Here is a 14,259-nt window from a genome sequence, read left to right on the forward strand (position 1 = left end):
ACCGATCGCCGTGACCGTCGCGCAAGCGGCTCGTCGGCTGGATGAAGATTGCGCTGCAGCCGGGCGAGGCGCGCACCGTCAGCATCGCGGTGCCGGCGCAGCGCTTCGCGGTCCGGGATGCGAATGCGCACGCGTGGCGGATCGGTGCAGGCAGTTGCGGGCTGTCGGCGGCCGCGTCGTCGCGCGACCCGCGGGCGGTGATGCACGCCGCGCACTGAAGAGGACGGGCAGATGGTCGCTGTGCAGGTGTGCCGATGCTACCCGGCGCCCCGCCGGAACGGATCGTGTTCGCGCAGCTCGTCGACGTACGCGTGGATATGCTCGGTCTCGCGTTCGAGAAAGCGCGCGACCGCATCGGAGAACGCCGGATGCGCGAGCCAGTGCGCGGAATGCGTGACGGTCGGCAGGAAGCCGCGCGCGAGCTTGTGCTCGCCCTGCGCACCGCCCTCGAACGTGTCGAGCCCGGCCTCGATGCAGAACTCGAGCAACTGGTAGTAGGCAGTTTCGAAATGCAGGCAGGGCACGTGTTCGAGCGCGCCCCAGTAGCGGCCGTACAGCGTGCCGCCGATGCCGTTCGCGCCGCGCCGGTACACGGCGAGCGAGCTCGCGATCGGCTTGCCGTCGGCCTCGGCGATCACGAGCAGCAGGTTCTCCGGCATCGTCGCGCCGATCGCGCGGAAGAAGTCGAGGTTCAGGTACGGGCTCGAATAGTGCTCGCGGTAGGTCTGCCGATAGCAGCGCGTGAAGAAGCGCCAGTCGGCGTCGGTGATCTGCTCGCCGGTGAGCCGCCGGAACGTGACACCGGCATCGCGCACCTTGCGCCGTTCCGCGCGGATGTTCTTGCGCTTCTTCTGCTCGAGCGTGCCGAGGAAGTCGTCGAAGTCGCGATAGCCGTCGTTGAGCCAGTGGAACTGCACGCCTTCGCGCAGCATCATCCCCATCGACTCGAGCAGCCGCGCTTCGTCGCCGGTCGGGAACAGCACGTGCAGCGACGACACGTCGCTCTGCTCGGCGAACGCCAGCAGCGTGGCCGCGAGCCGGCGGCGTGCGTCGTCGTCGGCGGCGAGCAGGCGCGTGCCCTGCACGGGCGTGAACGGCACCGCGCACAGCAGCTTCGGGTAATAGGGCAGGTCGTTGCGCTGGTACGCGTCGGCCCACGCCCAGTCGAACACGTATTCTCCGTACGAATGCTGTTTCGCGTAGACGGGGGCGGCGGCCGCGAGCCGGCCCGTGCGCGCGTCGGTCAACGTGACGAAGTGCGGCGACCAGCCGGTGTCGTCGACCGCGCAGCGCGCGACGTGCAGCGCGTCGAGGAATTCGTGGCGCAGGAACGGCGTCGGCTGCGCGTCGCGCTCGAGCAGCGCGTTCCATTCGTCGGCCGGCACCTCCGCGGGGGACGACAGGATGCCCGTGCGATAATCGATGCGTTCGTGTTTCAAGCGTGAATCCGTACTGTTGGATGCCGCCGGATGCGTGCCGCCGTGGCCCGCGTCCGGGACGATTTCGTCAGCCGTTCAGGGCGCGCCACCGGGCTGCGCCAATCCCGTCATGAAGACCCGACTCGCTCTCGCCCAGATCAACGTCACCGTCGGCGATTTCGCCGGCAACGTCGCGCGGATCGTCGCTGCCGCCCGCGCCGCGCACAACGATGGTGCGCACCTGATGATCGCGCCCGAACTCGCGCTGTCCGGCTACCCGCCGGAAGACCTGCTGCTGCGGCCCGCGTTCTACACGGCGGCGGCCGCCGCGCTCGACACGCTCGCCGATGCGCTGCGCGCGTTCGACGGGCTCGCGGTGCTGGTCGGCCATCCGTTGCGGAGCGCAGGCGGCGATGCGTCGGGCGGCGATCCGCACGCGCCAGCCGTCGATGGTAATGCAAACCGCCCGATCGAGCGCGGCGTGCCGCCGACCGACACCTACAACGCGGTGTCGCTGATCGTCGGCGGCGAGATCGTCGGTACGTACCGCAAGCAGGATCTGCCGAACGCAGACGTGTTCGACGAGAAGCGCTACTTCGCGACGGACACCGAGCCGCTCGTGTTCGAGCTCAACGGCGTCAGATACGGCGTGATCATCTGCGAGGACGCCTGGCATGCGTCGGCCGCACAGATCGCGAAGGCTGCGGGCGCGCAGGTGCTGCTGATCCCGAACGGTTCCCCGTACCACATGAACAAGGAAGCGCTGCGCATCGACATCCTGCGCGCGCGGATCCGCGAAACCGGGCTGCCGATGGTGTACGTGAACCTCGTCGGCGGCCAGGACGAGCTCGTGTTCGACGGCGGCTCGTTCGTGCTCGACGCGCAGGGCACGCTCGTCGCGAAGATGCCGCAGTTCGACGAAGGGCACGCGATCGTCGAATTCGACGGGCCGCGCCCGCTGCCCGGCGCGATCGCGCCCGAGCTGCCGGTCGACGCGCAGGTCTATCGCGCGCTCGTGACCGGCGTGCGCGACTACATCGGCAAGAATGGTTTTCCCGGTGTGCTGATCGGGCTGTCGGGCGGCGTCGATTCGGCGCTGGTGCTCGCGGTCGCCTGCGACGCGCTGGGGCCCGAGCGCGTGCGCGCGGTGATGATGCCGTCGCGCTACACGGCCGACATCTCGACCACCGACGCGGCGGAGATGGCGCGGCGCGTCGGCGTGCGTTACGACGAGATCGCGATCGCACCGATGTTCGACGCGTTCCGTGCGGCGCTCGCGGGCGAATTCGCGGGCCGCGCGGAGGACGCGACGGAAGAGAACATCCAGGCGCGCATCCGCGGCACGCTGCTGATGGCGCTGTCGAACAAGTTCGGCTCGATCGTGTTGACGACCGGCAACAAGAGCGAGATGGCGGTCGGCTACTGCACGCTGTACGGCGACATGGCCGGCGGCTTCGCGGTGATCAAGGACATCGCGAAAACGCTGGTCTACCGGCTGTGCCGCTATCGCAACGCAACGACAGACTACGAACTGCGCGACGTGATTCCCGAGCGGATCCTGACGCGCGCGCCGTCGGCCGAGCTGCGCGAGAACCAGACGGACCAGGACAGCCTGCCGCCGTACGACGTGCTCGACGCGATCATGCGGATGTACATGGAGGAGGACCGGCCGCTTGCGGAGATCGTCGCGGCCGGCTATGCGGAGGCCGACGTCGCGCGCGTGACGCGGCTCATCAAGATCAACGAATACAAGCGCCGCCAGGCGCCGATCGGTATTCGCGTCACGCATCGCGCATTCGGGCGCGACTGGCGCTATCCGATCACGTCACGCTTTACCGAACGTCTCGACTGAGCCGTGCTGGGCCGTACGCGGCCGGCCGGCTTACAATCGGGATCGCGATTTTGCATCCAAACGAGCATTGAGGGACAACCATCATGAAACGCATCACCGCCATCATCAAGCCGTTCAAGCTGGACGAAGTCCGCGAAGCGCTCGCCGAAGTGGGCCTCACCGGCCTGACCGTGACGGAAGTGAAAGGCTTTGGCCGCCAGAAAGGGCACACCGAGCTGTATCGCGGCGCCGAATACGTGGTCGACTTCCTGCCGAAGATGAAGATCGAGGTGGTCGTCGCGGAAGCGCAGGTCGACCAGGTGATCGATGCGGTGATCGGCGCGGCGCGCACGGGCAAGATCGGCGACGGCAAGATCTTCGTGTCGGACGTCGAGCGCGTGATCCGCATCCGCACCGGCGAAGAGAACGAAGCGGCGGTCTGAGCGCCGCATCGGGCCGTGGATCGCTCGATCCCGGCTCGCCAATAAAAAACGGTGCGGATACCCGGGTGGGTACCGCACCGATACGCGCCTCTCGCAGCAGCGTGGAAAGTGTTGTCGAATCGTTCTCTGGACGGCGCCTGATCAGAACAGGTGCTGGATGCCGGCGTAGACGCCGGTCTGGCTGCCGCCCGGATGCGGGTTGCCCGTCGAGACGGCCGTGCCGGCGCCGTTCGCGTTCAGGCCGAAGTTGGCCGTCGAGCTGTTGCGCACCGTCGCGACCTGCACGTCGAACAGCGTGCGCTTCGAAATGTTGTACGAGCCGCCGACCGTGTAGATGTTCGCGTTGCCGCCGCCGTGGTTGGCGTTCACGTGGTACACGGCCGCGATCAGCGCTGCCGCCGGCGTTGCCTGCCACGTCACGCCACCCCAGACCTGCTGGGTGCCGGTGATGCCGTTGTTCGCGGGCACGATGCCGGTGCCGTCCGCGCGCGATACCTGGTATGCCGCCTGCAGCTTGAACTGGCCGAGGAACACGTTCGCACCTGCGAAATATTCACGCGAGTAGGTGAATACGTCGGAGAAGCGGCCGTTGCTGTCGCGCGCTTCGTCGTAGATGCCGCGCAACTGGAACAGCGAGTTGGTGTAGGTGACCTGAGCGCCCATTGCACGGCCCGGCGAGCCGGTCGTCGTGTTGCCGTTGAAGCTGGTGGAGTTCGAGAACGAGAACTGGCCGTAGAAGTCGAAGCCGTAGAACTGCGGCGACTGGTACGACACGTTGTTGCTGGTCTTGTTCCAGTTGCGGCCGCGCACGAGCGATGCCGACGACCAGCTCGACTGGCCCAGCGGATCGAAGTCCCACACGCCGTTGGCGATCGCGAGTTCGCGACCCAGCAGCAGCGTACCGTAGCGGTCGTTCGAAATACCGACGGTCGCGAAACGATCCCAGATCGAGCCGCTGAAGCCGCCCGTCATCGTGTTGAACGCGCCTTCGAGGTGGAACAGGACCTTGTTGCCGCCACCGATGTCCTCGCTGCCCTTCAAGCCCCACAGGCTCGTGCCCCAGTCGCCGCTTTCCGCGCGCACTTGGTGGCCGTTTTGCAGGCCGTTCAAGTACTCGATGCCGGCATCCAGACGGCCATACAGCGTGACGCTGCTCTGCGCGTGCGCCGTAACCACCCCAGCAGCCATCAGCGCGGCCGCGACCAAAGCTTTCTTCATCATCTCCTCCATACCCTGTCAAAAAGTCAACCCAGACTGCACGAGATGCCCGGAGCAGCGAGCGCCGGGCAAAAGCGAAAAGCGGGATAACCAGGGAGACCTCGTGCAGGGCCGGTAAGCGCGGCACGCGGGCAAGCGGACGGAAAACCGTTGAGCGGTCCCGCGCGGCCGGGTCGGCTTGCGGGGTCTCCTTGTTGTGTCGTGAAGCTAAACTACATTTCACGAACTTCGTTTTGCTACTTTGGTTACTAATTTAGCAAAAATACAATTTTGTGGCGACGGAAATCGTTGTTTGACTAACACGTGTCGCCAATTTGCCATGCAACACGGTGCGCGGCGGGCATCGCGGAGCCTGTCGACTACCGGAAAACCCTTGTCCGGCAAGGCAGACATGGATTCCGCGGCGATGGGTCAAGGATTGCCACTATTGACGTTGCCGGAGCGCGAGCGTAAGCACGGAAGCGACAAAATTGGTAAGTATTTCGTAATAAGTAGGCGGTGGCCTGCTGCCGCCGGCGTGATGCCGGAAACGGTTGGGCGGCAGGATGGCAGCGCCCGTCGTACAAGCGTTTCCGACTCAACCTTGCTCGGGCCGTGCGGCGAGCAATTGCGCGCGAAGCCATCGGTGCGCGTCGCTGCGCGCGTGCTTCGCGTGCGAGTAGACCTTCACCGTGTAGCGCGGGATCCCGAACGGCGCGGGGAAGATGCGGATCGGCGCCGCGTGGCGCAGCGCCTGCGCGGCACGGTTCGGCACCGTCATCAGGAGTGCCGATTCCGCGATCACGAACGGTGCGGCCAGCACGCTCGGCAACTGCACGGCGACCTGCCGTGCGAGGCCGAGCCGGTCGAGCACGTAGTCGATGACGCCGCGCGACTCGTTCCACGGCGTGACGACCACGTGGCGTGCCGCGAGGTACTGGTCGAGCGTCAGGCGCCGGTGGATGTCGGGATGCGTGGCGCTCGCGATCACGACGTAGTCGTCCGAGAACCAGTCGAAATCCTCGATACCCGGCGCGTCGGCGGCCGACTCCTCGTGATAGCCGAGCGCGAAGTCGATCCTGCCGGCCGCGAGTTCGTCGATCGAAATCTTGCGGTCGGAGTGGACGACGCGGATCCGCAGCCGCGGCGCGACCTGCTCGATGCGCGCGAGCAACGCCGGCAGCACGGCGAATGCCATGTAGTCGCTCGCGGCGAATACGAACGTGCGGTCACTTTGCGCGGGATCGAAGCGGCGTGCGCGGGCGAGCTCCCTCGACATCGTGTCGAGCGCATCGCCGGCCCAGGTGGCGATGTCGTCGGCGCGCACGGTCGGCTGCATCTCGTTGCCGAGCCGCACGAACAGCGCATCGCCGATCGCGTCGCGCAGCCGGGCGAGCGCGTGGCTCAGCGCGGACGGGCTCATCGCCAGCTCGTGCGCGGCCGCGGCGACCGACCGGTGGCGGTACAGCGCGTCGAACGCGAGCAGCAGGTTCAGGTCGAGACGGCGCAGGTCAGGATGCATCATGTTCATGTCTGGATGAAGAAACTGCACTTCCTGCAGTTGAGCCGTGAACGTAGCATGTCGATCTGTCCGACGCCAGGCGCGCTTGCGCGGGTGCCGCATTCCGTTTTCAGTCCGGGCCGAAGGAGGGCTCCCCACCGTGCAAATCGACATTCGTTCCGCCACCGTCGCCGACGTGCCGCAAATCCTGCGTTTCATCACCGAGCTGGCCATCTACGAGAAGGCGGAGCATGAAGTGGTCGCGACGCCCGCGTCGCTCGAGCGCAGCCTGTTCGGCGAAGGGTCGCCCGCGCGCGCGCTGATTTGCGAGGTCGACGGCGAACCGGCCGGCTTCGCCGTGTATTTCTTCTCGTATTCGACCTGGCTCGCCCGGCAGGGGCTCTATCTCGAGGATCTGTACGTGTCGCCGCGCTTTCGCGGCGCGGGTGCCGGGCTGCGGCTGCTGAAGGCGCTGGCGCGCATCGCCGTGGACACCGGATGCGGGCGCTTCGAATGGAGTGTGCTCGACTGGAACGAGCCGGCGATCCGTTTCTACGAGAGCGTCGGTGCCGCGCCGCAGAGCGAATGGGTGCGTTACTGGCTCGCGGGCGATGAACTGCGCGCGTTCGCCGACAGCGAACCGGTGAGCGCCGCGTAAACGTAAAACGGGCGCCGCGCGGCGAACCGCGGGCGCCCGTTCGCGTGTCGCGCGCGTTACTTGAGGCTACCCGACAGGAACCCGCGCAGGCGTTCGCTCTTCGGGTTGCCGAACACCTCGGACGGCACGCCTTCTTCCTCGACGCGCCCCTGGTGCAGGAACATCACGTGATTCGACACGTTGCGCGCGAAGCCCATCTCGTGCGTGACGACGATCATCGTGCGGCCTTCCTCGGCCAGCTTCTGCATCACCTTCAGCACTTCTCCGACCAGTTCCGGGTCGAGTGCCGACGTGGGCTCGTCGAACAGCATGACGTCCGGATGCATCGCCAGCGCGCGCGCGATCGCGACACGCTGCTGCTGCCCGCCCGACAGGTGCGACGGATACTGCTTCTCGACGCGCGGCGCGAGGCCGACCTTTTCGAGATACTCGCGCGCACGGTCTTCGGCTTCCTTCTTCGGGATGCCGAGCACGTTGACGGGCGCTTCCATCACGTTCTCGATCACGTTCATGTGCGACCAGAGATTGAAATGCTGGAACACCATCGACAGCTTGGTGCGCACGCGCTGCAGCTGCTTCGAATCGGCCGCGCGCAGCGCGCCCGTCTTGTCCGGCGTGGTGCGCACTTCCTCGCCGTCGACGATGATGCGGCCCGCGTTCGGCTGCTCGAGGAAGTTGATACAGCGCAGCATCGTGCTCTTGCCGGAACCGGACGAGCCGATCACGCTGATCACGTCGCCCGAGTTCGCTTTCAGCGACACGCCCTTGAGCACCTCGTTGTCGCCGTACCGCTTGTGCAGATCGTCGACGAAAAGCTTCTGAGTCTGGGAATTCATCAATAGTCCTGCGAAAACTTACTTGCCTTGCGGGCGCAGATACGCGAGCCAGCGACGCTCGGCCTGGCGGAACAGCCACACGAGCGTGAACGAGATCACGAGATAGAGCAGGGCGGCGATGCCGAACGCATGGAACGACATGTAGGTCGCCGAGTTCACGTCGCGCGCGATCTTCAGGATGTCCGGCACGGTCGCGGTGAACGCGACGGTGGTCGCGTGCAGCATCAGGATCACTTCGTTGCTGTACAGCGGCAGCGCGCGGCGCAGCGCCGACGGCAGGATCACGCGGCGATACATCGTGAACGGCGTCATCCCGTATGCGCGCGCGGCTTCGATCTCGCCGTATGACGTCGCCTTGATCGCGCCCGCGAAGATCTCGGTGGTGTACGCGCAGGTGTTCAGCGTGAACGCGAGCAGCGTGCAGTGCATCCCGTCGCGGAAGAATGCGTCGAGTAGCGGCGTGCCGCGCACGACCTGCAGGCTGTAGAGGCCGGTGTAGCAGAGCAGCAATTGCACGTACAGCGGTGTGCCGCGGAACACGTACGTATAGAGCCACACGGCGCCCGACAGCCACTTCCTTTTCGACACGCGGGCCACCGCGAGCGGCACCGACAGGCAGAAGCCGAGGCCGATCGACACGACCAGCAGCCACAGCGTGATCGCGACGCCGGTGATCCGGAAGCCGTCGGTGTAGAGGTAGTTGCGCCAGTATTCTTGGATGAGTTCGATCATAGGTCAGCCTTGCGGACACCGGTCGAGTAGCGCTTTTCGAGCCACATCAGCACGAAGTTCGAGATCGTCGTGATGGCGAGGTAGACCGCTCCCGCGATCAGCGTGAAGAAGAAGAACCGCAGCGTGCCCTTGCCGGCGTCCTGTGACGCCTTCACGACGTCCGCGAGGCCGATGATCGAAACCAGTGCGGTCGACTTCACGAGCACCTGCCAGTTGTTGCCGATGCCCGGCAGCGCGAAGCGCATCATCTGCGGGAACATGATCCGCGTGAACACCTGCCAGTTGGTCATTCCGTACGCGCTGCCGGCCTCGAGCTGGCCGCGCGGCACCGACAGGAACGCCCCGCGGAAGGTCTCGGTGAAGTACGCGCCGTAGATGAAGCCGAGCACGAGCACGCCGGCGAGGAACGGGTCGATGTCGATCTGGTCCCAGCCGAGTGCATCGGTCGCCATGTTCAGCCAGATCTGCAGGCTGTAGAACAGCAGCAGCATCAGCACGAGGTCGGGCACGCCGCGGATCAGCGTGGTGTAGACGGTGCCGGCGCCGTGCGTGAAGCGGTTGCGCGACAGCTTCGCGCCCGCGCCGAGCAGGCCCAGCAGGAACGAGAGCGCGAGCGAAAGCACCGCCAGTTTGACGGTTTGCCAGGTGCCTGCGAGGATCAGCGGGCCGTAGCCTTGTAGAAACATATGTGGTCCCTGGTGTGGTCCCGGACGGCGCACGCGGTGCGCCGCGAAAGACGCGCCCGCCAAGCTGCGCGGAACGCCCCGTGCATATCATGTCCGTCCGCCCCCGGCAACGGTGCCGGGCCAGCCCGTCGCGGGGAGCGGCGGGCGAGGCGCGGGCGGCGCGTGGTTGACTGCCTGTACTGCCGGACGCGGGGCGCCCCCGCATCCGCTTCCCGTCATTGTCGGTGCTCAGCGAGCCGAGTAGACGCTGAACGAGAAATACTTGCGCGACAGTCGGTCGTACGTGCCGTCCTTGTGCATGTCGGCCAGCGCCTTGTTGATCTTGAGCTTCAGGTCCGTGTCTTCCTTGCGCAGGCCGATCGCGGTGCCGTCGCCGATCGTCTTCGGATCCTTCACTTCCGGACCGGCGAACGCGAAGCCCTTGCCGCGCGGCGTGCGCAGGAAGCCGTAGTCGGCCTGCAGTTCATCCTGCAGCGTCGCGTCGAGGCGGCCCGAGCCGAGATCGGCATAGACCTGGTCCTGGTTCTGGTAAGGAATGATCGTCACGCCTTGCGGTTCCCAGTACGCCTTCGCGTAGGATTCCTGCGTCGAACCTTGCTCGACGCCGACGTGCTTGCCCTTGAGCGACGCGACCGTCGGCAGCAGCGGCGAGCCGGCCTTCGCGATCATCCGCGCGGGTGCGTCGTACACCTTGTCGGAGAAGTCAATCTGCTCGCGACGCTTGTCCGTGACGGTCAGCGACGACACGATGACGTCGTACTTCTTCGCCTTCAGCGCGGGGATGATCCCGTCGAGATCTTGCGCGACCCACACGCACTTCACGTTGATGCGCTTGCAGATTTCCTTGGTGAGATCGACGTCGAAACCGACGATCTCGCCGCTCGGCGCGGTCGACTCGAACGGCGGGTAGCTGGCGTCGACACCGATCCGCACGGTCTTCCACTCTTTCGCGAAGGCGCTGCCCGCCACGAGGGCGAGGGCGGCGCACAGGGCGGCCTTCTTCATTTCCATCCTTTTGTCGCTCACTTCCGGGAGGGCGCTCGCGGCCGGTCGGGCCGGGCGCCGCGGCGTATTCTAGACGGCCAAAATTCGTGTTTCGGCGCGCTGGCAACGGCGCTCGCCGGACGGGCGAACGCCAAAAGGGCGGTATTTTACCCGAACGCGATACCCGGAAAACGGCAATCCGGCGTGACCGATGGATTCTTCGATCCGCTCGTTGCGGCAATCGTGGTATTCGCAACGAGCATTGCGTCGATTGGTTTCGTGAGTGCAACGATGCGGTGCGCGGACGGCGGATTGTGGCGCGCTTGGCGCGCCCCTACAGTGCAGGTAAACCCGAAGAAAGAATGTCTGCCCTGCCGGAGTGCCCGCCCCATGTTCCAGATCCGCCGCGCCGCCGACCGCTGCCACACGCGCCAAGGCTGGCTCGAGTCGAGTCACAGCTTCCCGCTTGTCGGCCACGCCGAGGCCGCACATCCGCCGTTCGGCGCGCTGCGCGTGCTGAGCGAGGACCGGATCGCGCCGACGCGCGGCTTCGGGATGCAGCCGCGCCGCGACCTCGAAATCGTCACCTACGTGCTGGACGGCGCGCTCGCGCATCGCGACAGCCTTGGCAACGGGGCCATCGTGCGGGCCGGCGGCATCCAGCGGATGAGCGCCGGCACGGGGCTCATGCACAGTGAAACCAATGCGTCGCGCGACCGGGTGCTGCATCTGCTGCAGATCTGGCTGCAGCCGGCCGAGCGCGGTGGGCGGCCCGGTTACGCTCAGCGGCGTTTCGCCGACGACGAGAAGCGCGGCCGCCTGCGGCTCGTCGCGTCTGCGGACGGCGACGACGGCGCGCTGTCGATCGGTGCGGATGCGCGGATCTTCGTGGGGCTGCTTGACGGCGACGAGGAGGTGGCAATCGGCGTGCCGGCCGGACGCGGCACTTATGTGCACGTGGCGCGCGGCGACGTGGAAGTCAACGGCCACGCGCTGGCCGCGGGCGACGGCGCGCGGATCGCCGGGGTGGACGCGGTCGCGTTCGCACGCGGCCGGGCGGCCGAGGTGCTGCTGTTCGACGTCGCCTGAAACGAAACAGGGGACGCGGGCCGAGTACCCGCGTCCCCTGCGATGCCGCCCGGGGAGGCGGCGCGCCGGCTTACTGCGCCGGCGCCGACGCGGCCTTGGCCGCGCGGTGCTGCTGCCAGCGTTCCTTCATCGTCTCGTGACGCTGCTCCATCCGCGCGAACTGCTGCTTCAGCGCGGTGCTGACCGTCGTTTTCTGCTGGTCGTTCAGTCCGTTGTAGAACGCGAGCCAGGCGGCCGAACTCTGCTCGCGCAGCTGCGCATTCTGCTGCTCGGCCTGCTGGCGGGCGGCGTGCATCGCGTTCAGGTCGAGGATCGGCTGATTCTGCTGCGCCTTGAATTGCTCGCGCATCTGCTCGTGGCTCTTGCGCATCGCCTCATGGTTCTGCTTCATCGTGTTGACGGCCGTCTGCCATTGCTGCTCCTGCGATGCGTTGAGCTTCAGCTGATCGTGCAGCTTCATGATCACGCCGAACGGGCCGCCGTCATGGCCGCCGTGCATCTGATGCATGCCGGGGCCGCCCGGCGGCGGCATGTCGGTGGGCTGCGCGGCACGCGCGGTGCCGAATGCGAGAGCGAGCACGGTGGCGGCCGCAATGGCCACGCGGGAAGTGTTCTTATACATTTCAGAAACTCCTGTATCCAAAGGGTCCGGCGATGCGGTGCGCGGGTGACGCGTGTGCCGCATCCGGTAAGACGCAGGTTAGCGGCGCGTGCCCCGGCGGGTGTTACGTGGGGTGGCTGCCGGGTTACGGTGCATTACAGTTCCCTTGCGTCGTAACCCGCAGTAACCCTTTCGTTCCTTTGAACCGTTCTTCGACTCCGCGCTCGCGCGGTAAACTTCGAGCCATGACTACCCAGATCCTCATCGTCGACGACGACCAAGAACTCCGTGACCTGCTGCGCGACTATCTCGTGCGCCAGGGGATGGAAGTGTCCGTGCTGCACGACGCGGCGACGCTCGAGAAGCGTCTCGAGCGCGAGCGGCCCGACCTGATCGTGCTGGACCTGATGATGCCCGGCGTGGACGGCCTGACCGCGCTGCGCCAACTGCGCGCGGCCGGCGACGACATCCCCGTAATCATGCTGACGGCGCGCGCGGACGACGTCGACCGCATCGTCGGGCTCGAACTCGGCGCGGACGACTACCTCGGCAAGCCGTTCAACCCGCGCGAGCTGCTCGCGCGCGTCCAGGCCGTGCTGCGCCGCCGCCGGGCGACGCCGTCGGCGGCGGCGCCCGAGCAGCGCGAGCCGTTCGCGTTCGGCCGCTTCGTGCTCGACTTCCAGGGGCGCACGCTGTCGGTCGACGGCAAGCCGGCGACGCTGTCGAGCAGCGAATTCGCGCTGCTGAAGATCTTCGTGAACCACTCGCTGCGCACGCTCACGCGCGAGCGGTTGCTCGAGCTGCTGCACGGGCCCGAGTACGACGGCACCGACCGCGGCATCGACGTCCAGGTGTGGCGCCTGCGCCGCATCCTGGAAACGGATCCGTCGACGCCGCGCTTCATCCAGACGGTCCGCGGGCGCGGCTACGTGTTCGTGCCCGACGGCGAGGCCCATGCGCAAACCCATTGATTCACTGTTCGGACGGCTGGCGCTGCTGGTCGTCGGCGTGCTGCTCCTGTCGCACTTCGCGTGGTTCTTCGCGATGCGCCTCGAGCGCAGCCAGATGCAGACGCGTTACGCGGTCGAGGAGGCCGCCTTCCTCGTCGACGCCGTGCGCCAGCACGTCGAGCGCACGCCCGACCAGCCGCTGCCGTCACGGGTGCGGCTGGTGTCGCCGGACAGTCCCGACGTGCCGACGAGCGCAGGCTCGAACCTGCCGGCGCCGCTCAAGCGTTTCCGCGACGACGTGAGCGAGCGCATGCCGGCCGGCACCCGGGTCGAGATCGGCGCGCCGGGCCATCCGCCGGTGCTGTGGGTCAAGGAACCGACCGATCGCAACTGGATCGTGGTGCCGGTGCAGCCGCTGCGCCCGCCGCGCTCGCTCGACCGGATGCTGCTGTGGCTCGGCACGATCTTCTCGGCAGGCGTGATCGCCGCGCTGTTCGCGGCCTGGCAACTGCAGCAGCCGCTGCGCTCGCTGGCGCGCGCGGTCGCGCGCTTCGGCCGCGGCCAGCCGGTGCCGCCGCTGCGCGAGCGCGGCCCGCGCGAGCTGCGCCAGCTCACGCACGGCTTCAACCAGATGGTGGAACAGGTGTCGCAGGCCGAGAGCGATCGCGCGGTGATGCTGGCCGGCGTCGCGCACGACCTGCGCACGCCGCTCGCGCGGATGCGCCTGCGCGCGGAAATGATGGACGACGCGCGGCTGCGCGACGGTGTGGTGCGCGATGTCGACTCGATGTCGCACATCGTCGACCAGTTCCTCGTGTTCGCGCACGGCGGGGCGGACCGCAGCGAGCCCGTGCCGGTCGACCAGACCTGCGAGCGGATCGCGCGCAGCTATCGCGCGGTCGCACCGAACGCGCCGGCGGTCCAGACGCATCTGGCCGCCGACGAAGGTTTCCGCCTGCCGACCGCGACGCTCGACCGGATCCTCTCGAACCTGCTGGACAATGCGCATGCGTACGGCGCGCCACCCGTGCTCGTCGAGACGGCGCGTACGCCGACGGGTTACGTGCTGTCGGTCAGCGACAGCGGCGGCGGGATCGCGCCGCGCGACCTCGCGGCCGCGACGCGGCCGTTCGTGCGGCTCGACCCGGCGCGCGGCGGCAATGGCCACAGCGGGCTCGGGCTCGCGATCGTCGAGCGGCTGGTGCTGAGGCTGGGCGGGGCGTGCGAGATCGGCAATCGTCCCGAGGGCGGCCTGCGCGTGGCGATGACGTTCCCGTTCGACGCGGTGCCGAAGGACGAACTGCACGCCCAGGCCGCATAAGCGGCGGATGCG

General features: G+C 67.2%; 14 protein-coding genes and 1 pseudogene. 7 read left to right on the forward strand and 8 right to left on the reverse strand.

The window, feature by feature from the left end:
• Nucleotides 1–23: 23 nt before the first annotated feature.
• Nucleotides 24–218 (forward strand): annotated as a pseudogene (locus tag LGM71_RS21900) (fibronectin type III-like domain-contianing protein); the annotation flags it as partial.
• A 39-nt stretch (nt 219–257) separates the two neighbouring features.
• Here the strand turns inward: LGM71_RS21900 and LGM71_RS21905 are convergent.
• Entirely contained in the window at nt 258–1,439 is a 1,182-nt protein-coding gene (locus tag LGM71_RS21905; RefSeq protein WP_124621654.1) for a GNAT family N-acetyltransferase, read from the reverse strand.
• 109 nt (nt 1,440–1,548) lie between these two features.
• On the opposite strand from LGM71_RS21905, the gene LGM71_RS21910 reads away from it, so the two are divergent.
• Together LGM71_RS21910 and LGM71_RS21915 are read left to right on the forward strand one after the other, a co-directional pair.
• Nucleotides 1,549–3,270 (forward strand): NAD+ synthase, encoded by a 1,722-nt coding sequence (locus LGM71_RS21910; RefSeq protein WP_059603711.1) that lies wholly within the window; start codon nt 1,549–1,551, stop codon nt 3,268–3,270.
• An 83-nt stretch (nt 3,271–3,353) separates the two neighbouring features.
• Nucleotides 3,354–3,692, forward strand: coding sequence for a P-II family nitrogen regulator (locus LGM71_RS21915; protein WP_006398637.1), 339 nt, complete (start codon nt 3,354–3,356; stop codon nt 3,690–3,692).
• A 141-nt stretch (nt 3,693–3,833) separates the two neighbouring features.
• On the opposite strand, the gene LGM71_RS21920 is transcribed toward LGM71_RS21915, so the two are convergent.
• The gene (locus LGM71_RS21920; protein ID WP_124621658.1) at nt 3,834–4,913 is read right to left on the reverse strand and encodes a porin; all 1,080 of its coding nucleotides are present in this window, start codon (nt 4,911–4,913) and stop codon (nt 3,834–3,836) included.
• Nucleotides 4,914–5,487: 574 nt separating this feature from the next.
• Entirely contained in the window at nt 5,488–6,414 is a 927-nt protein-coding gene (locus LGM71_RS21925; protein ID WP_226116394.1) for a LysR family transcriptional regulator, read from the reverse strand.
• A gap of 136 nt (nt 6,415–6,550) precedes the next feature.
• On the opposite strand from LGM71_RS21925, the gene LGM71_RS21930 reads away from it, so the two are divergent.
• On the forward strand, nt 6,551–7,048 hold the full coding sequence (locus LGM71_RS21930) for a GNAT family N-acetyltransferase (protein ID WP_226116396.1): 498 nt from the start codon (nt 6,551–6,553) through the stop codon (nt 7,046–7,048).
• A gap of 56 nt (nt 7,049–7,104) precedes the next feature.
• Here LGM71_RS21930 and LGM71_RS21935 read toward each other — a convergent pair whose 3' ends face one another.
• From LGM71_RS21935 to LGM71_RS21950, 4 genes are all read right to left on the reverse strand, one after another.
• Nucleotides 7,105–7,884, reverse strand: a complete 780-nt coding sequence (locus tag LGM71_RS21935; protein WP_124901062.1) for an ABC transporter ATP-binding protein — start codon at nt 7,882–7,884, stop codon at nt 7,105–7,107.
• Between the two features lie 18 nt (nt 7,885–7,902).
• Complete coding sequence (locus LGM71_RS21940; protein WP_226116398.1) at nt 7,903–8,616, reverse strand: ABC transporter permease; 714 nt, start codon at nt 8,614–8,616, stop codon at nt 7,903–7,905.
• Nucleotides 8,613–9,302, reverse strand: coding sequence for an ABC transporter permease (locus LGM71_RS21945; RefSeq protein ID WP_059603702.1), 690 nt, complete (start codon nt 9,300–9,302; stop codon nt 8,613–8,615). The genes LGM71_RS21940 and LGM71_RS21945 overlap by 4 nt, the downstream gene beginning before the upstream one ends.
• A 228-nt stretch (nt 9,303–9,530) precedes the next feature.
• On the reverse strand, nt 9,531–10,307 hold the full coding sequence (locus LGM71_RS21950) for an ABC transporter substrate-binding protein (protein ID WP_059603989.1): 777 nt from the start codon (nt 10,305–10,307) through the stop codon (nt 9,531–9,533).
• Between the two features lie 369 nt (nt 10,308–10,676).
• Here LGM71_RS21950 and LGM71_RS21955 point away from each other — a divergent pair, with 369 nt between their 5' ends.
• Nucleotides 10,677–11,375 (forward strand): pirin family protein, encoded by a 699-nt coding sequence (locus tag LGM71_RS21955; RefSeq protein WP_226116468.1) that lies wholly within the window; start codon nt 10,677–10,679, stop codon nt 11,373–11,375.
• A gap of 70 nt (nt 11,376–11,445) precedes the next feature.
• Here LGM71_RS21955 and LGM71_RS21960 read toward each other — a convergent pair whose 3' ends face one another.
• Nucleotides 11,446–11,997, reverse strand: a complete 552-nt coding sequence (locus LGM71_RS21960; protein ID WP_226116399.1) for a periplasmic heavy metal sensor — start codon at nt 11,995–11,997, stop codon at nt 11,446–11,448.
• Between the two features lie 224 nt (nt 11,998–12,221).
• On the opposite strand from LGM71_RS21960, the gene LGM71_RS21965 reads away from it, so the two are divergent.
• Complete coding sequence (locus LGM71_RS21965; protein WP_059603692.1) at nt 12,222–12,947, forward strand: response regulator; 726 nt, start codon at nt 12,222–12,224, stop codon at nt 12,945–12,947.
• On the forward strand, nt 12,931–14,247 hold the full coding sequence (locus tag LGM71_RS21970; protein ID WP_124901065.1) for an ATP-binding protein: 1,317 nt from the start codon (nt 12,931–12,933) through the stop codon (nt 14,245–14,247). The genes LGM71_RS21965 and LGM71_RS21970 overlap by 17 nt, the downstream gene beginning before the upstream one ends.
• Nucleotides 14,248–14,259 lie beyond the last annotated feature (12 nt).

It is taken from the genome of Burkholderia sp. AU33545, from assembly GCF_020419685.1.
In the GTDB taxonomy this organism is placed as follows: Bacteria; Pseudomonadota; Gammaproteobacteria; order Burkholderiales; family Burkholderiaceae; genus Burkholderia; species Burkholderia diffusa.

Coding starts and splice junctions, on each gene's coding strand:
- LGM71_RS21910 (WP_059603711.1), top strand. CDS start 1,549: ATGAAGACCCGACTCGCTCTCGCCCAGATCAACGTCACCGTCGGCGAT.
- LGM71_RS21915 (WP_006398637.1), top strand. CDS start 3,354: ATGAAACGCATCACCGCCATCATCAAGCCGTTCAAGCTGGACGAAGTC.
- LGM71_RS21920 (WP_124621658.1), bottom strand. CDS start 4,913: ATGATGAAGAAAGCTTTGGTCGCGGCCGCGCTGATGGCTGCTGGGGTG.
- LGM71_RS21925 (WP_226116394.1), bottom strand. CDS start 6,414: ATGATGCATCCTGACCTGCGCCGTCTCGACCTGAACCTGCTGCTCGCG.
- LGM71_RS21935 (WP_124901062.1), bottom strand. CDS start 7,884: ATGAATTCCCAGACTCAGAAGCTTTTCGTCGACGATCTGCACAAGCGG.
- LGM71_RS21940 (WP_226116398.1), bottom strand. CDS start 8,616: ATGATCGAACTCATCCAAGAATACTGGCGCAACTACCTCTACACCGAC.
- LGM71_RS21945 (WP_059603702.1), bottom strand. CDS start 9,302: ATGTTTCTACAAGGCTACGGCCCGCTGATCCTCGCAGGCACCTGGCAA.
- LGM71_RS21950 (WP_059603989.1), bottom strand. CDS start 10,307: ATGAAGAAGGCCGCCCTGTGCGCCGCCCTCGCCCTCGTGGCGGGCAGC.
- LGM71_RS21955 (WP_226116468.1), top strand. CDS start 10,677: ATGTTCCAGATCCGCCGCGCCGCCGACCGCTGCCACACGCGCCAAGGC.
- LGM71_RS21960 (WP_226116399.1), bottom strand. CDS start 11,997: ATGTATAAGAACACTTCCCGCGTGGCCATTGCGGCCGCCACCGTGCTC.
- LGM71_RS21965 (WP_059603692.1), top strand. CDS start 12,222: ATGACTACCCAGATCCTCATCGTCGACGACGACCAAGAACTCCGTGAC.
- LGM71_RS21970 (WP_124901065.1), top strand. CDS start 12,931: ATGCGCAAACCCATTGATTCACTGTTCGGACGGCTGGCGCTGCTGGTC.